Source organism: Janthinobacterium sp. SUN118 (genome assembly GCF_030397695.1).
Taxonomy (GTDB): domain Bacteria; phylum Pseudomonadota; class Gammaproteobacteria; order Burkholderiales; family Burkholderiaceae_D; genus Janthinobacterium.
The window spans coordinates 3,103,420-3,120,711 of record NZ_JAPUBV010000001.1 but is presented as its reverse complement, the minus strand read 5'-3'; the positions used below and the strand labels follow the sequence as shown (position 1 = coordinate 3,120,711).

The 17,292-nt window shown below is 67.3% G+C and carries 15 protein-coding genes; 8 read left to right on the top strand and 7 right to left on the bottom strand.

Annotated features, from left to right (window positions below):
• Window positions 1-47 precede the first annotated feature (47 nt).
• Entirely contained in the window at window positions 48-713 is a 666-nt protein-coding gene (locus O0880_RS14005) for a response regulator transcription factor (RefSeq protein WP_289887008.1), read from the top strand.
• Window positions 707-2,017: an ATP-binding protein gene (locus O0880_RS14000; protein WP_071323897.1), complete on the top strand. Its 1,311-nt coding sequence runs from the start codon at window positions 707-709 to the stop codon at window positions 2,015-2,017. Before O0880_RS14005 ends, O0880_RS14000 begins: the two co-directional genes overlap by 7 nt.
• Before the next feature lie 55 nt (window positions 2,018-2,072).
• On the opposite strand, the gene O0880_RS13995 is transcribed toward O0880_RS14000, so the two are convergent.
• Window positions 2,073-2,711 carry an NAD(P)H-dependent oxidoreductase gene (locus tag O0880_RS13995; RefSeq protein WP_289887004.1) on the bottom strand — a complete coding sequence of 213 codons (639 nt, stop codon included), beginning with the start codon at window positions 2,709-2,711 and terminating at the stop codon, window positions 2,073-2,075.
• Between the two features lie 109 nt (window positions 2,712-2,820).
• The gene (locus tag O0880_RS13990) at window positions 2,821-3,819 is read right to left on the bottom strand and encodes an aldo/keto reductase (protein WP_289887001.1); all 999 of its coding nucleotides are present in this window, start codon (window positions 3,817-3,819) and stop codon (window positions 2,821-2,823) included.
• 99 nt (window positions 3,820-3,918) lie between these two features.
• On the opposite strand from O0880_RS13990, the gene O0880_RS13985 reads away from it, so the two are divergent.
• Window positions 3,919-4,812 carry a LysR family transcriptional regulator gene (locus O0880_RS13985; RefSeq protein ID WP_354669886.1) on the top strand — a complete coding sequence of 298 codons (894 nt, stop codon included), beginning with the start codon at window positions 3,919-3,921 and terminating at the stop codon, window positions 4,810-4,812.
• 9 nt (window positions 4,813-4,821) lie between these two features.
• Here O0880_RS13985 and O0880_RS13980 read toward each other — a convergent pair whose 3' ends face one another.
• Window positions 4,822-5,907: an ATP-binding protein gene (locus O0880_RS13980; RefSeq protein WP_289887000.1), complete on the bottom strand. Its 1,086-nt coding sequence runs from the start codon at window positions 5,905-5,907 to the stop codon at window positions 4,822-4,824.
• Window positions 5,907-6,656: a response regulator gene (locus tag O0880_RS13975; RefSeq protein ID WP_071323893.1), complete on the bottom strand. Its 750-nt coding sequence runs from the start codon at window positions 6,654-6,656 to the stop codon at window positions 5,907-5,909. Before O0880_RS13975 ends, O0880_RS13980 begins: the two co-directional genes overlap by 1 nt.
• Before the next feature lie 166 nt (window positions 6,657-6,822).
• Here O0880_RS13975 and O0880_RS13970 point away from each other — a divergent pair, with 166 nt between their 5' ends.
• Genes O0880_RS13970 through O0880_RS13960 form a run of 3 tightly spaced genes read left to right on the top strand, consistent with a single transcriptional unit; the run spans window position 6,823 to window position 12,526 of the window.
• Complete coding sequence (locus O0880_RS13970; protein WP_289886999.1) at window positions 6,823-7,956, top strand: efflux RND transporter periplasmic adaptor subunit; 1,134 nt, start codon at window positions 6,823-6,825, stop codon at window positions 7,954-7,956.
• 41 nt (window positions 7,957-7,997) lie between these two features.
• A complete protein-coding gene (locus tag O0880_RS13965) occupies window positions 7,998-11,144 on the top strand; it encodes an efflux RND transporter permease subunit (RefSeq protein ID WP_289886998.1) in 3,147 nt (1,048 codons plus the stop codon).
• Window positions 11,144-12,526 (top strand): efflux transporter outer membrane subunit, encoded by a 1,383-nt coding sequence (locus O0880_RS13960; protein WP_289886997.1) that lies wholly within the window; start codon window positions 11,144-11,146, stop codon window positions 12,524-12,526. The genes O0880_RS13965 and O0880_RS13960 overlap by 1 nt, the downstream gene beginning before the upstream one ends.
• Before the next feature lie 21 nt (window positions 12,527-12,547).
• On the opposite strand, the gene O0880_RS13955 is transcribed toward O0880_RS13960, so the two are convergent.
• From O0880_RS13955 to O0880_RS13945, 3 genes are read right to left on the bottom strand one after another with little or no spacing between them, the layout of a single operon-like run.
• A complete protein-coding gene (locus tag O0880_RS13955) occupies window positions 12,548-13,102 on the bottom strand; it encodes a contractile injection system tape measure protein (RefSeq protein WP_289886995.1) in 555 nt (184 codons plus the stop codon).
• Window positions 13,103-13,106: 4 nt separating this feature from the next.
• Window positions 13,107-13,676: a type VI secretion system tube protein Hcp gene (locus tag O0880_RS13950; RefSeq protein WP_289886994.1), complete on the bottom strand. Its 570-nt coding sequence runs from the start codon at window positions 13,674-13,676 to the stop codon at window positions 13,107-13,109.
• A gap of 41 nt (window positions 13,677-13,717) precedes the next feature.
• Entirely contained in the window at window positions 13,718-13,990 is a 273-nt protein-coding gene (locus O0880_RS13945; RefSeq protein ID WP_289886993.1) for a DUF6150 family protein, read from the bottom strand.
• A 213-nt stretch (window positions 13,991-14,203) separates the two neighbouring features.
• On the opposite strand from O0880_RS13945, the gene O0880_RS13940 reads away from it, so the two are divergent.
• Both O0880_RS13940 and O0880_RS13935 read left to right on the top strand, forming a co-directional pair.
• Window positions 14,204-15,850 carry a DUF4394 domain-containing protein gene (locus tag O0880_RS13940; RefSeq protein WP_289886992.1) on the top strand — a complete coding sequence of 549 codons (1,647 nt, stop codon included), beginning with the start codon at window positions 14,204-14,206 and terminating at the stop codon, window positions 15,848-15,850.
• A 119-nt stretch (window positions 15,851-15,969) separates the two neighbouring features.
• Window positions 15,970-17,250 carry an arsenic transporter gene (locus O0880_RS13935; protein ID WP_289886990.1) on the top strand — a complete coding sequence of 427 codons (1,281 nt, stop codon included), beginning with the start codon at window positions 15,970-15,972 and terminating at the stop codon, window positions 17,248-17,250.
• The last annotated feature ends 42 nt before the right edge of the window (window positions 17,251-17,292 follow it).

Sequence of the window (17,292 nt, the reverse complement as noted above, 5' to 3'; positions counted from 1 at the left end):
TTGCCACGGTAAGATAGCGGTCTTTTCAAGATTTTGAGGGAACAGGCGTGCGCGTGTTGCTGGTGGAAGACGATCCGATGATCGGGGAAAGCATGGTCGAGGGCTTGCTTGGCGAGTGCTATGCCGTGGACTGGGTGCGCGATGGCCACGATGCGGAGCTGGCGCTGGCCGGCTTCGCCTACGACCTGATGCTGCTGGACCTGGGCTTGCCCGGCAAGGAGGGCATGGAAGTGCTGCGCGCCACGCGCAGGCGCGGCGCCGACTTGCCCGTGCTGATCATCACGGCGCGCGACGGCACGCCGGCCCGCGTCGAGGGGCTCGACAGCGGCGCCGACGATTACCTGGTAAAACCGTTCGACCTCGACGAGTTGCTGGCACGCATACGCGCGCTGCTGCGCCGCAGGGTCAGCCGTTCGCGCTCCATCATCGAGCACGGCGCGCTGACGCTGGACCTGGCCAGCCATGACGTCACGTTCGAAGGCGAGCAGATCAAGCTGCCGCCGCGCGAGTTTTCCGTGCTGCGCGCCTTGCTCGACGATCCGGGCAAGGTGGTGTCGAAGCGCCAGCTGGGCGAAAAGCTGTATGGCTGGGACAGCGAAGTGGAAAGCAATACCGTCGACGTGTACGTGTACCAGCTGCGCAGGAAGTTCGGCGCGGACTGCATCCAGACCGTGCGCGGCGTCGGTTACAAGATGCGCGTGGCGCCATGCTGAGCATTCGCCGCCAGTTGCTGCTCGGATTGCTGGCCGCCACCTTGCTGTGCGTGCTCGGTGCGGGCATTTCACTGTTCCGCTCGCTGCTGGAAGAAACCAATGAACTGGCCGACTTGCAGCTGCGCCAGCTGGCCGTGGCCTTGCCCGACGAGTTCGAACCGCAGACGGGCATGCCCGCCGCGCAGGATCCGGAAGAGGCGTTCGTGCTGCAGGCGTGGGATGAGGCGGGCCAGCCATTACCCGTTTTGCCGGGCCAGTCACCACTGCCGCGCTATGCGCTGGCCGGTTTTGCCGACGTCCTGGTGCAGGGCGAGGACTGGCGCCTGTACGGCGAGACGCGGCGTGGCCGTTACGTGCAGGTGGCGCAGGCGCAGGCCGTGCGCGACCAGCTGGCGTGGCAGATGACCATGCGCGCCGGCGCGCCGCTGCTGGTGTTCGCGCTGATCCTGGCGCTGCTGATCGTCGCCGTGGTGGGACGGGCGCTGGCGCCGCTGCACCGGCTGGCCGCATCGGTGGCGGGCCGCTCGCCGGATGCGCTCACGCCGCTGGCGGCCGACGACATGCCGCCCGAACTGCGGCCCGTGGCGCTGGCGCTGAATGGACTGATGGGACAGTTCGAGGCGGCGCTGACGGCGCAGCGCACCTTTGTCGCCGATGCCGCGCACGAATTGCGCTCGCCGCTGACGGCGCTGAAGCTGCAGTTGCAGCTGGCCGAACGGGCCAGCGGCGAGGCGGCGCGGGCGGCCGCGCTGGCCAGGCTGCACGAGCGGCTCGACCGCAGCACCCACCTCGTGCGCCAGCTGCTGAGTCTGGCGCGCCACGAGACGGCGCTGACGGCCAGCCAGCTGCAGTCTGTCGATCTGGGACAATTGCTGGAAGCGGCTGTGGCCGACCACAGCGCGCTGGCCGACAGCCGCGACATCGACCTGGGCGTGGTTGAAACATTGCCGACCAGGGTGATGGTGAAAGCCGACCCGGACGGCTTGCAAGTCTTGCTGAACAACCTGATCGACAATGCCTTGCGCTACACGCAGCAGGGCGGCAGGGTCGACCTGCAGGCGGCGCAGGAAGATGGCCGGCCGCTGCTGCGCGTGCGCGATAACGGTCCCGGCGTGCCGTTGCAGCACCATGCGCGCCTGTTCGACCGTTTCTTCCGGCCCGATGGCAACGATGCCTGGGGCTGCGGCCTGGGCCTGTCCATTGTGCGCCACATCGCCGAGCACCACCGGGCCGACATCGCGCTGGCCGACGGCGAGGCGGGACGGGGACTGTGCGTGACGGTGCGCTTTCCGCAGGCGGCGTGAACGAAAAAAAAGCGGATGCCGTTGCCGGCATCCGCTTTTTCGAGAGGCGCGGTGCTTACGCCAGCTCGGTGATGAACTGCTCGCGCGCCGGGCGCACTTTTTTCAGGTCGACCAGCCAGTCGCCTTCATCGGCGCGGTAGCCGAGCGGCAGCATGACGACGGAGCGCAGGCCTTTTGCGCGCAGGCCGAGGATTTCATCGACCTTGGCCGGGTCGAAACCTTCCATCGGCGTCGAGTCGACTTTTTCCTGCGCTGCGGCGATCAGGGCCGTGCCCACGCCGATGTAGGCCTGGCGCGCCGCGTGCTGGTAGTTGGTCTCGGCGTCGCGCTGCGGATACGTGGCGAGGATTTGCTGGCGGTACGCTTCCCAGCCTTCGTTCTTGAAGCCGCGCACGGTGTTGACGAGGTCAAACATCTTGTTGATGCGCTCGACCGTGTAATTGTCCCAGGCGGCAAACACCAGCAAATGCGAGGCGTCCGTCACTTGCGACTGGTTCCACGCATGCGGCTTGATCTGCTCGCGCAGGGCCGGATTCGTCACCACGAACACTTCATAGGGATGCAGCCCGCTGGAGCTGGCCGTCAGGCGCACGGCTTCCAGGATGCGCTCGACCTTGTCTTGCGGCACCGTTTTCGTCGGGTCCATTTTCTTGGTGGCGTAGCGCCATTGCAGTGTTTCGAGCAAATCGGACATATAAATCCCTTTCATAATGAATAGTTCAGATTGGAAATGATAGCGGATTCAGCCATTTCAAGTGCGACGGGTAAAAAGAAACTTGTATAGCGCACTCAAGCATGGTTGTCTACAGGCCAAGCATGTCCAGCTCATGCTGCGGGTAGCGCGCGCCCTGCACGGCGTTGGGCGCGATGGCGGCGCCGATGGCGGCCAGCTCGCTGTCGCTCAGGACGATCTGCGCGGCGGCGACGTTCTCTTCCAGGTGCGCCAGGCTGCGGGCGCCGGGAATCGGCACGATGTCGCCGCCTTGCGCCAGCAGCCAGGCCAGGGCCAGCTGCGCCGCCGTGGCGCCGCGCGCGGCGGCCAGGCGTTGCAGCGCGGCCACCAGGCGCCCGTTGGCGGCCATGGCTTGCGGCTGGAAACGGGGCAAGCTATGGCGATAGTCGTCAGGCGCCAGCGCGGCGCTGGAAGCGAGCTTGCCGGTCAGGAAGCCGCGTCCCAGCGGGCTGTAGGGCACGAAGCCGATGCCCAGCGCGCGGCAGGCGGGCAGCACGTCCGCTTCCACGTCGCGGCTCCACAGCGCATATTCGGATTGCACGGCCGCGATCGGATGCACGGCGTGGGCGCGGCGCAGGGTGGCGGCCGACACTTCCGACAGTCCCAGGTGGCGCACCTTGCCCGCCCGCACCAGCCCGGCCATGGCGCCGACGACGTCCTCGATGGGCACGGCGGGGTCCACGCGGTGCTGGTACAGCAGGTCGATGCAGTCGACGCCCAGCCGGGACAGCGACGCTTCCACCACCTGGACGATGTGTTCCGGGCGGCTGTCCACTCCGGCCATGCGTTCCACGCCCTGGCCGTGCGGCAGGATGCGGAAGCCGAACTTGGTGGCTATGCTGACCTTGCCACGCAGCTGTTTCAGGGCGCGCCCCACCAGCGCCTCGTTGGCGTAGGGGCCGTATACTTCGGCCGTGTCGATCAGGGTGACGCCCAGTTCCACGGCGCGGTGCAGCACGCGCAAGGCGCTTGCCTCGTCGGTGCCGCCGTAGGCAAAGCTCATGCCCATGCAGCCCAGGCCGATGGGTGCGACGCTCAGGCCCGATGTGCCCAGTGTGCGGTATTCCATGGTCATTCCTCTTCAAAAAAAGATGCAATGAGTATGGAGCAGGCAACAGCATGCGATAAGATCGCTTATCCTGCATGTATTGCTGAATTTTTCTCATGAATGATGGCCGACCTGAATGAATTGACGGCTTTTGCCGCCGTCGCCCGCCTGCGCAGCTTTCGCAAGGCGGCGCTGGAGCGCGGCGTGTCCGCTTCCGCCCTCAGCCATGCGCTGCGCGCGCTGGAAGAGCGCCTGGGCGTGCGCCTGCTGAACCGCACCACGCGCAGCGTCACGCCGACGCAGGCGGGGCAGCAGCTGCTGGCGCGGCTGGAACCGGCCATGCGCGAAATCACGGATGCCTTGCTGGACTTGAGCACGCTGCAGGATGTTCCTGCAGGCAAGCTGCGCCTGAACGTGCCGCGCCCGGCCGCCCGGCTGCTGCTGGCGCCCATGCTGGCGTCGTTCGTGGCGCGCCATCCGCGCGTGCAGGTCGAGCTGGTCACCGATGACGGCATGATCGATATCGTGCGCGACGGCTTCGATGCGGGCATCCGCTTCGGCGAGTACGTGGCGGCGGACATGATCGCCGTGCCCGTGGGCGCGCCGCAGCCTTTCGTGGTGGTGGCGTCGCCGGCCTATCTGGCGGCCCATGGCGCGCCGGCCACGCCGCGCGCGCTGCTGGCGCATGCCTGCATCGTCCGGCGCTTTCCCAGCGGGCGCGAGTATGCGTGGGAGTTCGAACAGGCCGGCGAGGGCGTCAGCATCGCCGTCGGCGGCCCGCTGGTATTTGACGACGATGAGCTGATGCTGCGCGCGGCCCGCGACGGCGCCGGGCTGGCGTATGTGTACGAGGCCGATGCGCGCGCGGACATCGCGGCCGGGCGGCTGGCGTGCGTGCTGGAAGGCTGGTTGCCGCCGCCGCCCCGTTACTTCCTGTACTACCCGAGCCGGCGGCAGATGCCGGCCGTGTTGCGCGCCTTTGTCGACATGCTGCGCGCGGACGGCGGCGCGTAGCCGGCGTGGTCAGGCAGCGGCTGGCGGCGCGCCATGCTCGACCGGCCATTTCACTGTAAACAGGGTGCCGCCCGCCGCGCCGCGGGCGCAGGCCGCGCTGCCGCCGTGCGCGCGGGCGATGGCCTCGACCACGGCCAGTCCCAGGCCGCTGCCCGCGTGCAGGTCGACGCGCGCGCTGTCGCCGCGGCGGAACGCCTCGAACACATGCGGCGCCAGTTCGTCCGGGATGCCGGGACCCGCATCCTCGACGCTGAGGAAATACTGGCCGGCCTGCACGCGGGTGCGCACGCGCAGCAGCCCCGGATGCGCATAGCGGCGCGCGTTGTCGAGCAGGGCCAGCACGATTTGCCGGATGCGCGCCGCGTCGCAGCAGACGGGATGATCGGACAGCTGCAATTGCAGCACAAAGCCGGCCGCTTCCATGTCCGGCGCCAGCAGGCGGCCCACTTCCTCGATTTCCAGGGTCAGGTCCGTCCACGCCATGCGCAGCTGCATGTAGCCGCTGTCGGCCAGGCTCAGGGTGCGCAAGTCCTCGATCAGGCGGCCCAGGTCCTCGACTTGCGCCAGCAGGCTGGAAAACGGCACTTCCTCGGGCTTGAAGACGCCATCGACGACGCCTTGCAGGGTGCCGCGCAGGATGGTCACGGGCGTGCGCAGTTCGTGCGCGATGGCCGCGTTCCACGTTTCGCTTTCCTTGGCCGCCCGCTGCAGGCGTTCGGCCATGCTGTTGAAGTCATCGACCAGCATGGCCGTTTCGCCCAGGCTGCGGTCGCCCGCGAAAGCGCGCGCGGACAGGTCGCCATGGGCCACGCGGCGCACGCTGTCCATCACGGAATTGATCGGTTTTAAAATGCGCGAAGCGAGCTTGATGGCAAAGAAGGCGGCCAGCAGCAAGCCGAAGATGGTGATGGCAAAGATCCACAGCCATTCCGCCGTCGTCGGCGACCAGTCGTCCGGCTCGGACAGCATGCCGGGATCGATCTTGAAGGCGACGGCAAAGAAGATCCAGGAACCGATCCAGATGAGCAGGATGCTGCACACCATCAGCACGGACATCGACAGCACGATCTGCCGGTTCAGGCCGGTAAAGCGCATCAGGCGTCGCTTTCCAGGCGGTAGCCGACGCCGCGCAGGCTGGCCGGCATGTTCATGACGCCGGCTTCCTCGAGCTTCTTGCGCAGCTTGCTGACATGGCTGTCCACCGTGCGTTCCAGCGAATTGCTTTCAGGCATGCACGCTTCCAGCAGTTCCAGGCGGCTGCAGACGCGGCGCGGCGTGCGCGCCAGGTGCGCCAGCAGGCGAAATTCCGTCAGGGTCAGGCTCAGCGGCACGGGCGTGCCGTGGCGCAGCACGCTGGCCACATAGGTTTCCTGGTCGATATCGATGGGGCCGCAGCGCAGGCGCTGGCCGCCGACCGGGTGATGGCGCACGCGCGAACGGCGCAGCACGGCGGCCACGCGGGCCACCACTTCGGCCGGATTGAAGGGCTTGATGATGTAGTCGTCGGCGCCCACGCGCAGGGCGGCCAGCTTGTCGGCGTCCTGGTCGCGCGCCGTCAGCATGATGACGGGGGTCTCGCCGCGCCGCCGCACTTCCGTCAGCACGCCCCAGCCGTCGACCTGCGGCATCTGCACGTCGAGCAGCAGCAGGTCCGGCGCCAGCGCCAGGTGCTGGTTCAGCGCTTCGCGCCCGTCCAGCGCGAAAGCCGTGCGGTAGCCGTCGCGCTCGAGGTAGCCGGCCAGGATGCGGGCGATCTGCGGTTCATCTTCGGCGATCAGGACGAGGGCGGCGGGCGGGGTGGTGGCAAGGAACGATGGTTGACTGGAGCTGTGGAGATAGTTCATGCAAATAGTCTAGCATTCTTCGCGCTCTCCATCGAATCTCCACATTTCTTTGACGGAACATCCATGCTGGCCTTTTATGCTCTGGTTATCTGTCGACCGGACCGCCGGTTGGGATCAGCCATAGAGAAAAGTCATGCCAGTAAAGTACTTCACCAGGAAAAATAGTTTGATTACCGCGGCGCTGCTCAGCCTGGCCGCCTGTTCCCAGCCCGCGCCCGAGGAAGGGGCCGCGCCGCCTGCCGCCGTGACGGTGCTCAAGCTGCACGCCGCGCCCGTGGTGCTCAGCGACGAATTGCCGGGCAGGGTGGCCGCGTTCCGCACGGCCGACATCCGCCCGCAGGTGGGCGGCATCGTGCTGCGCCGCCAGTTCGAGCAGGGCGCCGACGTGAAGGCGGGGCAGAAGCTGTTCCAGCTCAATCCGGCGCCATTCCAGGCCGACGTCGATTCGGCCGCCGCCGCCCTGCAGCATGCGGTGGCCACGGCGAACCGCGCCAGCAGCCAGGCCGAGCGCCTGAAGCCGCTGGTCGAGGCGGACGCCATCAGCCGCCAGGCGTATGACGACGCCGTGGCGCAGCGCGAGCAAGCCCTGGCCACCGTGGCGCAGGCGCGGGCCAGCCTGGCCCGGCGCCGCCTGGACCTGGCCTTTGCCAGCATCGAGGCGCCGATTGCCGGGCGCATCGGCTCCGAACTGGTGACCGAGGGCGCGCTCGTCGGCCTGGCGGACGCGGCGCCGATGGCGCGCATCCAGCAGATCGACAAGGTGTATGTCGACGTGCGCCAGCCGGCCGCCGCGCTGGCCGCGCTGCAGGCCGCAGGTTCGGACGGTACGGGCGGCGCCGACAAGCTGCCCGTGACCATCCTCGGCGCCGATGGCCGGCCGCATCCCGTCACGGGACGCATCCTGTTCTCCGGCATCAGCATCGATGCGGGCACGGGCGACGCCACCATCCGCGTGCTGGTCGACAATCCGCAGCGCCAGCTCTTGCCGGGGATGTTCGTGCGCGCGCGCATCGCCCGCGCCGTGCAGGCCGACGGCGTGCTCGTGCCGCAGCAGGCCGTCTTGCGCAGCAGCGATGGCCAGGCGCAGGCCTGGGTGCTCGATGGCACGAACAAGGCCAGCCTGAAACCGATCGCCGTGGGCGACGTCGTCAACCACCAGTATGTGGTCAACGGCGGACTGAAGGCCGGCGAAACCGTCGTCATCGAAGGCCAGGAACGCCTTCAGCCGGGCGCCACGGCCGCGCCGCAACCGTGGAAGCCAGCCGTCGTGGCAAGCGCTGCTGCCGCCAAGACGCGTTGATCCGTATTCATTGAAAGCGTACTTGTTGAAAGTTTAATTACATGCCTCAATTTTTCATCAACCGCCCCGTCTTTGCGTGGGTGGTGGCGGTCTTCATCGTCCTGTTCGGACTGATCGCCATACCGCAATTGCCGATTGCGCGCTTCCCCTCGGTGGCGCCGCCCAGCGTCAGCATCAGCGCCAACTATCCCGGCGCCACGCCGCAAACCATGAACGATTCCGTGGTGGGCCTGATCGAACGCGAACTGTCCGGCGTCAAGCACCTGCTGTATTTCGAGTCGTCCACCGATACCTCGGGGTCGGCGTCGATCACCGTCACCTTCCAGCCGGGCACGAACCCGGAAATGGCCCAGGTGGACGTGCAAAACCGCCTGAAAGCCATCGAGCCGCGCCTGCCGCAGGCCGTGCGGCAAAATGGCCTGACCGTGGAATCGGCATCGTCCGGCTTCCTGATGATCGTCAGTCTGATCTCCGACAATGGCGCCCACGATGAAGTGGCGCTGGGCGACTACCTGGCGCGCAACGTGACGGAAGAGCTGCGCCGCATTCCCGGCGTGGGCAAGGTGCAGCTGTTCGGTTCCGAGCGGGCCATGCGCATCTGGGTCGACCCGGCCAAGCTGGTGTCGTACAACATCGCCATGGGCGACATCACGGCGGCCGTGGCGCAGCAAAATGCGCAGATCGCCCCGGGCCGCCTCGGCGATTCGCCGGCCGTGGAGGGTCAGCGCGTGACCATCCCGCTGACGGTGCAGGGCCAGCTGCAGACGCCGGCAGAATTTGCCGCCATCGTGCTGCGGGCGAATGCGGACGGCTCGAAAGTGACCATCGGCGACGTGGCGCGCGTCTCGCTGGGCGCGCAAAGCTTCAATTTCAGCATCCGCGAAAATGGCCAGGCCGCTTCGGGCGCCGCCATCATGCTGTCGCCGGGCGCCAACGCCGTGCAGACGGCGGCCGCCGTGCGCGCGCGCATGGCCGAACTGGCGCACACCATGCCGGCCGGGATCAAGTATTCGGTGCCGTTCGATACGGCGCCGTTCGTGAAGATCTCGATTGAAAAGGTCATCGTCACCCTGCTCGAGGCGATGGTGCTGGTGTTCCTCGTCATGTACCTGTTCCTGCAAAAGATACGCTATACCCTGATTCCCGCCATCGTCGCGCCGATCGCCCTGATGGGGACATTTACCGTGATGCTGCTGGCCGGCTACTCCATCAACGTGCTGACCATGTTCGGCATGGTGCTGGCCATCGGCATCATCGTCGATGACGCCATCGTGGTGGTGGAAGCGGTCGAGCGTTTGATGGCGACCGAGGGCCTGTCGCCGAAGGAAGCGACGTCGAAGGCCATGCGCGAAATCACGGGCGCCGTCGTCGGCATCACGCTGGTGCTGACGGCCGTGTTCATCCCGATGGCGCTGGCCAGCGGTTCCGTCGGCGCGATCTACCGCCAGTTCACGCTGGCCATGGCCGTCTCGATCCTGTTCTCTGCCTTTTTGGCGCTGACCCTGACGCCGGCCCTGTGCGCCACCATGCTCAAACCCATCGGGCCGCACGACCACGACAAGAAGGGCTTCTTCCTGTGGTTCGACCGCTGTTTTGACCGCATGACGGCCCGCTACGAAAAGGGCGTGGTGGCGATGCTGAAACGGGCCGGCCGCTCGATGTTCGTGTACGGCGCCATCGTCGCTGCGCTGGGCGTGGCCTTCCTGCAGCTGCCCTCGGCTTTCCTGCCGGAAGAAGACCAGGGCTACTTCATCACCTCGATCCAGCTGCCGTCCGACGCCACCATGGAGCGCACGCTCGATGTCGTCAAGCAGTTCGAGGCGCATACGGCCACGCGGCCCGGCATCGAAGTGAACCAGTCGATCCTCGGCTTCAGCTTTTCCGGCGCGGGACCGAACGCGGGCCTGGCATTCACCATGCTGAAGGACTGGAAGGAGCGCAACGGCGCCACGGCGCAGGAAGAAGTGGCGCTGGCGCAGGCCGCCATGGCGCAGGCGAAGGAGGGCGTGATCATGAGCCTGATGCCGCCGGCCATCGATGAACTGGGCAATTCGTCCGGCTTTTCCCTGCGCCTGCAAGACCGCGCCAACCAGGGCGTCGCCGCCCTGCAGGCGGCGCAGAACCAGCTGCTGGGACTGGCCGCGCACAGCAGCAAGGTGGCGGGCGTGTATCCGGACGGCTTGCCGCCCGGCGCCAGCGTGCGCCTCGATATCGACCGCACCAAGGCCGAAGCGCTGGGCGTGTCGTTTACGGCCATCGCCGACATGCTGACGGCGGCCATGGGGTCGACCTATGTCAACGACTTCCCCAACGCGGGCCGCATGCAGCAGGTGATCATCCAGGCCGATGCGCCCGCGCGCATGCAGCTGAACGACGTGCTGGCCTTGCGCATCCGCAATAACGCGGGCGGCATGGTGGCCATGGGCGAGCTGGTGCGTCCCGTGTGGAGCGAATCGCCGCTGCAGCTGGTGCGCTACCTCGGCTATCCGGCGGCGCGCATCTCGGGCAGCGCCGCGCCCGGCGTGTCCAGCGGCGACGCCATGCTGGAAATGGAGCGGCTCGTGAAACAGCTGCCGCCCGGCTTCGCGCTGGCGTGGACGGGACAGTCGCTGCAAGAGAAGGAATCGGCCTCGCAAGCGCCGATGCTGATGGCGCTGTCGATGCTGGTGGTCTTCCTCGTGCTGGCGGCCCTGTATGAAAGCTGGTCGATTCCCGTCTCCGTGATGCTGGTGGTACCGCTGGGCTTGCTCGGCGCCGTGCTGGCCGTGATGATGCGCGGCATGCCGAACGACGTGTTCTTCAAGGTCGGCATGATCACGATCATCGGCCTGTCGGCGAAGAATGCCATCCTGATCGTCGAATATGCGCGCCAGCTGCAGGCGCAGGGCAAGGGACTGGTCGAGGCGACGGTGGAAGCGGCCAGGCTGCGCCTGCGCCCGATCTTGATGACCTCGCTGGCCTTTGCGCTGGGCGTCGTGCCGCTGATGCTGGCCACGGGCGCCAGCGCGGAAACCCAGCACGCGATCGGCACGGGCGTGTTCGGCGGCATGATCACCGCCACCGTGCTGGCCGTGTTTTTCGTGCCCGTGTTCTTTGTCGTGGTGCTGGGCGCCGTCGACAAGGTGGGCAGCTATGTCAAGAAACGCAATAGTCACACCGCCGTCAAGGCGGTGGAAGGAGAGTCGTAATGCGTTGGTTTTATCTGTTACCCGTCGCCGCGCTGTTGTCGGCGTGTTCATTGACGCCGCCGCTGGTCAAGCCGGCGCCGCCCATCCCCGCCAGTTATGACGCGGCGGCGCCGTCGGCGGCAGGCACCGCCGCCGACCTGGGCTGGCGCCAGATGCTGCTCGATGCGCGCCTGCAGCGCCTCGTCGCGCTGGCGCTGGAAAACAACCGCGACTTGCGCGTGGCCTCGCTCAACGTGGAAGCCGTGCGGGCCCAGTACCAGATCCAGGATGCGGGCCGCTATCCCGCCATTGGCCTCAACGGCGGCGGCACGCGCCAGCGCGCTGCCGATGGCGCGGGACAAAATCCCGCGGTACAAAGCCAGTTTTCGGCGGGCGTCGCCATGAGCGCGTTCGAGATCGACCTGTTTGGCCGCCTGCGTTCCTTGTCGGACGCCGCGTTTGCGCGCTACCTGGCCACGGAGCAGGGCCAGCGCGCCGCGCGCATGGCCCTGATCGGCGGCGTGGCCGATGCCTACCTGGAACAGCGACTGGCGGAAGAGCAGCTGGCGCTGGCGCGGCAAACCCTGGCCGACTGGCGCCAGGCGCTGCTCCTGACGCAGCGCCTGCATGGCGCGCAGCAGGGCAGCGGCCTGGACGTGGCGCAAGCGCAAGGGCAGGCCGCCACGGCGGAGGCGGACGTGCAGGCCCGCATGCGGGCCAGTGCCCTGGCGCGCAACAACCTGGAATTGCTGCTCGGCGCGCCGCTGCCTGGCGATTTACCGCCAGGCCATTCCCTCGACGGCCAGCCCGTGCTGACGCAGCTGCCGCCTGGTTTGCCGTCGGACTTGCTGGCGCGCCGTCCCGACATCCTGCAGGCCGAATACGCGCTGGTGGCGGCGAATGCGGAAATCGGCGCCGCGCGCGCCGCCTTCTTCCCCCGTTTGTCGCTGACGGCGCAGCTGGGCCTGGCCAGCCCGGAGCTCGGCGACTTGTTCCGTGGCAGCGCGCGCAGCTGGTCGTTCGCGCCCCAGCTCACGCAGCCGCTGTTCCAGGGCGGCCAGCTGCGCGCGGAACTGCGCCTGTCGCAGTTGCGCAAGGACGTGGCCGTGCTGCAGTACGAACAGGCGATCGAGACGGCTTTCCGCGAAGTGCGCGACGGCCTGGCCGGCAGCGCCACGTATGCGCAGCAGATCGACGCCCAGCAGCGCGTGGTGGCGGCGGCGCAGCAGCGCCAGCGCCTGTCGCAGCTGCGCTACGACGCGGGCCAGGACAGCCGCCTGGAATTGCTCGACGCGCAGCGCCAGGCGTATGCGGCGCGACAAACCCTGCTCGACGTGCGGCGCGACCAGTTCAAGTCGGCCGTGGCCTTGTACAAGGCGCTGGGGGGCGGGCTGGAAGAATAGCGAACTTTGGCCGGCGCGCGCCTACCAGCTCACGTGCAGGGGCTGCGGCATCCAGGGATGCCCGATGAAGGCAAGGCTCCATGGCAGCTGGTTCATCAGCACGTCGACCGTCCTGCGCTGGACGGTCAGCGTGCATAGCCCGTCGCGCCATTCCAGGCGGCCTTCGCGCTGCAGGAAGGTTTCGCGCAAGGCCGCTGACGACATCTTTTGCATGTTGAGCCAGTTGCCAATGACGGCGGCCAGCAGGTGGTCGCCGAGCGCCATATCCTCTGCCGCAAGGTGCACGGGTGGCGCCGGAAAGTCGGGATCCAGGCCGCACAGCAGCTTGTTCAGCACCAATTGCGAGCCTGGCCTGTCGCTCCTGCCATCGATCAGGTATTGCAGCAAGTGCACGGCACGCGCGCCGTCCTCGCTGCGCACGCGCATCGCGCCAGGCTCCGCGGGCATCAGCACATTGAGTTTTCGCAACATCATCTCAAGGAAAGGATGGAACAGCACCAGGCCGGCGTTGTTGACGTAGCTGACTTCCGGGGGGGCGCCGGCGGGCGCCGCTGGCGGATGGATGGCGTCGTTCATGTAATTATCCGGTAAAGGCCGCAATCGGCCGGTTGCGTGCCAGGCTCCAGCCCGTCGTGTGCTGGGCGCCGGGCTGGCCGTCGGCCTGCTGCACGCTGTGGCTCCAGAGGATTTCCGTAAAGCTCAGCTTGAACTGCTCGGTCGGCATGTCGTCGGCATGGGTTTGCAGCTGGATTTCGCTGATCAGCGCGTCGCGCAGGGCAATGGTGATGACGTTGGCCGTCGTGCTGCTCGAATGGCGGGCGATGTACAGCCTGGTCGGCTGGGTCGCGCCGGTGCCCAGCGGTCGCGCCAGCAGGCACAGCTCGTACAGTTTGACCGAAGTCGCATCGACATATTTGACACAGGTAAATTCGGTGATGACGGGCCGGCCGGCGGTGCGCGCCGCGTTGCCGACGTCGGTCGTCACTTGCTGTTTCATGCCCTGGTGCAGCGAGACCAGCTCGATGCATGGGCCCATGCCCTGCAGCGCAGCGGCGTCGCGCCAGATGGCGTCGATTCCCTTGCTTTCACCGCCCGGCGCCTTGCCGAATACGAGTTCCCCGTTGCCGGGTTCCAATAAGATCAAATCCATGGCGATGCTCTCTCTTGTCGATGCTCGGGGGCGGTGTGCGCTTACAGGTGGATATGTTTCGGGCGCGCCACTTGCCAGCCGGCGTCAGCGGCGCGGTCGACAAAGCAGATGCTCAGGTGCGCCATGACTGGCGAACAAAAGTACACGCATGCCGAGGCACTTTTCCGGTCGTCGATGAAGAACCACATGGCCTCGCCGTGCGCCATGCCCAAGCTGGCCGGGCGGTGCACGAGCAGCTCGGCGCTGTCGCGCGCCACCAGGGCCACCCGTACCGTGGCTTCGCCCATGTTGCTGGTATGGTAGATACGGGCCACCTGCTTCTCCTGTCGTGAGTGGGTCGATGCGCGTGTCGGGCACCCTGGCACTATACACCGGTTTAGTTGCCTAAAGACAATCACAATAGGGGCGAGGGAAAACTTTTTTTGCACCGCTGCATCCAAATGCGGGCATGGCGCGTAGTACAGGGGTGCGCTCGCCGCGAATGCGGCATGGCGGCACGTCCACTCACTCTTACAGGGGCCACGACCATGCCACATTTGCCAACCTTGCCATTTGCCAAGCTGCTGCTTGTTTCCGCCGTCGCCATGAGCTTGTCCGCCTGCGGCGGCGGGAGCAGCCACGATGATTCCGTCACGCCACCGCCGCCCGCGGTGGTCGCCGGCGACGTCTTCGTGTTGACCGCCAGCAACAAGCTGCTGTCGTTCGACCGCGCCACGCCCGCGACCATCCGCACCACGGCCACCGTCACGGGCTTGCAGGCGGGCGAAAACCTGCTGGGCATCGACTTCCGGCCCGCCGACGGCCAGCTGTATGGCCTCGGCAGCACGGGGCGCCTGTACACCCTGAACGGCGCGACCGGCGTCGCCACGCTGAAAGCGACGCTGGCGGCCGACGCGGCCGACGCCACGGCGCCATTCACGGCGCTGGCCGGCACGCAGTTCGGCGTCGATTTCAACCCGGTCGCCGACCGCCTGCGCATCGTCAGCGACACGGGACAGAGCCTGCGCATCAATGCCGACACGGGCGCCACCACAACGGACGGCAATATCAATGGCGGCGCCGCGAATACGGCCATCACGGCCGCCGCCTACACCAACAGCTTCGCCGGCACGGCCAGCACGACCTTATTTGTCATCGACGCGGCCAACGCCACGCTGTACACGCAGAATCCGCCCAACAACGGCACCCTGACCGGCGCCGTGCCGCTGGGCGTGGCGGCCACCAGCGTGGCGGGCTTCGACATCGACGCGCGCAGCAACACGGGCTACGCCGTCATGACGGTGGCCGGCGCGCGCAACCTGTACACCCTGAACCTGGCGGCGACCGCCGCGCCGGCCACCCTGGTGGCGGCCATCGGCGCGAGCGAAGAGCTGCGCGGCATCGCCTTGAAGGCCCAGGCGGCGCCCATCGCCTACGGCTTGACGGACGACGGCCGCATCGTCACCTTCAAGACGGCCACGCCGAACACCCTCGACGCCAACGTGGCCGTGACGGGCCTGGCGGCGGGCGAGCGCCTGCTGGGTTTTGACATCCGGCCCAAGGATGGCGTGCTGTACGGTATTTCCTCGGCCGCGCGCCTCGTCACCATCGACCCTGCCACGGGCATGGCCACCGTCAAGGCAACCCTGGCGGCCGATGCGGCCGACGTGACGGCGCCCTACACGGGCCTTGCCGGCACGGCCTTCGGCGTCGATTTCAATCCCGTCGCCGACCGCCTGCGCGTGATCGGCAACACGGGGCAAAGCCTGCGCATCAATGCCGACACGGGCGCCACCACCACCGATGGCGCCATCAACCGCGCGGGCGCGGCGCCCGTCGTCACGGCCGCCGCCTACACCAACAGCTATGCCGGCACGACGGCGACCATGCTGTTCGATATCGACACGGCCAGCGCTGCCCTGGCCCTGCAGAATCCGCCCAACGACGGTGCCCTGGCGAACGTGGGACCGCTCGGCGTGGCGGTGATGGGCGACGCCGGCTTCGATATCGCGGGCGGCGCCAACGGCCTGGTGCTGGCGGCCCTGCGCACGTCGGCCACGGGCCCCAGCTCGCTGTACCGCATCGACCTGGCGACGGGCGCCGCGGTGCCGAGCGGCGGCGCGGCCACGCCGGCCCTGTCCGCCATCGGCAACGGGGCGGTGGGGCTGGCCGATCTCGCCATCGCGCTCAAGTGACGTCAATCCGCCGCGGCTTTGCTTTGATTCAATAATTCCAGTATCATGGAAGTATTGTTGACATTCACAGGCTGCGGCGCATGGTGCCCGCGACGCCGCATCGTACGGGACTTTATCGCATGCTCACCGCCTTCCTGATCTTCCTCGCCACCCTGACCCTCGTCATCTGGCAGCCGCGCGGCCTGGGCATCGGCTGGAGCGCCGTCATCGGCGCCGGCGTGGCCTTGCTGGCCGGCGTCATCCACTGGGCCGATATTCCCGTCGTCTGGCATATCGTGTGGAACGCCACCGGCACCTTTGTTGCCGTCATCATCATCAGCCTGCTGCTGGACGCGGCCGGCTTCTTCGAGTGGTCTGCGCTGCACGTGGCGCGCTGGGGCGGCGGCAGCGGCAGAAAACTGTTCGTGCTGCTGGTCCTGCTGGGCGCCCTGGTGTCCGCCGTGTTCGCCAACGACGGTGCCGCGCTGATCCTGACGCCCATCGTCATCGCCATGCTGCGCGCCCTGAAATTTTCCGCGAAAGCCACGCTGGCCTACGTCATGGCGGCCGGCTTCATCGCCGACACGGCCAGCCTGCCGCTGGTGGTGTCGAACCTCGTGAATATCGTCTCGGCCGACTATTTCAAGATCGGCTTTGCCGAATACGCGTCCGTGATGGTGCCCGTCAACGTGGTGGCCGTGCTGGCCACCCTGGCGGCCTTGCTGCTCTTTTTCCGCCAGGATATCCCGCGCGACTACGACGCCACGCAGCTCAAGCTTCCCGGCGCCGCTATCCGCGACCTGGCCACCTTCCGCGCCGGCTGGCTGGTGCTGGCGCTGCTGCTGGTGGGCTTCTTCTCGCAGGAAGCCCTGGGCGTGCCCATCAGCCTGATCGCCGCCGTGGGCGCCGCGCTGCTGCTGGGCGTGGCGGGCAAGGGCCACGTGATTTCCACGCGCTACGTGCTGCGCCATGCGCCGTGGCACATCGTCGTCTTTTCGCTGGGCATGTACCTGGTCGTCTACGGCTTGCGCAATGCGGGCTTGACCGGCTATGTGACGGCCATGCTGAACCACTTTGCCGCCTGGGGCGTGTGGGGCGCGGCCATGGGCACGGGCGTGCTGACGGCATTGCTGTCGTCCGTGATGAACAACCTGCCGACGGTGCTGGTGGGAGCGCTGGCCATCGACCCGACGACGGCGCAGGGCACCGTGCGCGAAGCGATGATCTATGCAAACGTCATCGGCAGCGACCTGGGGCCGAAGATCACGCCCATCGGCAGCCTGGCCACCTTGCTGTGGCTGCATGTACTCGACAGCAAGAATATCCACATCTCCTGGGGCTATTATTTCCGCGTCGGCATCGTGCTCACCGTGCCCGTGCTGCTCGTGACCTTGGCGGCGCTGGCGCTGCGCCTGGGCTGAGTTCCGTGTATGGTGGCGCTTGAGAAGCCGCCACAACGAGGA

Excerpts from the sequence above, each read along its gene's own strand:
- O0880_RS14000 (WP_071323897.1), top strand. The coding sequence starts at position 707 with ATGCTGAGCATTCGCCGCCAGTTGCTGCTCGGATTGCTGGCCGCCACC.
- O0880_RS13995 (WP_289887004.1), bottom strand. The coding sequence starts at position 2,711 with ATGTCCGATTTGCTCGAAACACTGCAATGGCGCTACGCCACCAAGAAA.
- O0880_RS13990 (WP_289887001.1), bottom strand. The coding sequence starts at position 3,819 with ATGGAATACCGCACACTGGGCACATCGGGCCTGAGCGTCGCACCCATC.
- O0880_RS13985 (WP_354669886.1), top strand. The coding sequence starts at position 3,919 with ATGATGGCCGACCTGAATGAATTGACGGCTTTTGCCGCCGTCGCCCGC.
- O0880_RS13980 (WP_289887000.1), bottom strand. The coding sequence starts at position 5,907 with ATGCGCTTTACCGGCCTGAACCGGCAGATCGTGCTGTCGATGTCCGTG.
- O0880_RS13975 (WP_071323893.1), bottom strand. The coding sequence starts at position 6,656 with ATGAACTATCTCCACAGCTCCAGTCAACCATCGTTCCTTGCCACCACC.
- O0880_RS13965 (WP_289886998.1), top strand. The coding sequence starts at position 7,998 with ATGCCTCAATTTTTCATCAACCGCCCCGTCTTTGCGTGGGTGGTGGCG.
- O0880_RS13960 (WP_289886997.1), top strand. The coding sequence starts at position 11,144 with ATGCGTTGGTTTTATCTGTTACCCGTCGCCGCGCTGTTGTCGGCGTGT.
- O0880_RS13955 (WP_289886995.1), bottom strand. The coding sequence starts at position 13,102 with ATGAACGACGCCATCCATCCGCCAGCGGCGCCCGCCGGCGCCCCCCCG.
- O0880_RS13950 (WP_289886994.1), bottom strand. The coding sequence starts at position 13,676 with ATGGATTTGATCTTATTGGAACCCGGCAACGGGGAACTCGTATTCGGC.
- O0880_RS13940 (WP_289886992.1), top strand. The coding sequence starts at position 14,204 with ATGCCACATTTGCCAACCTTGCCATTTGCCAAGCTGCTGCTTGTTTCC.
- O0880_RS13935 (WP_289886990.1), top strand. The coding sequence starts at position 15,970 with ATGCTCACCGCCTTCCTGATCTTCCTCGCCACCCTGACCCTCGTCATC.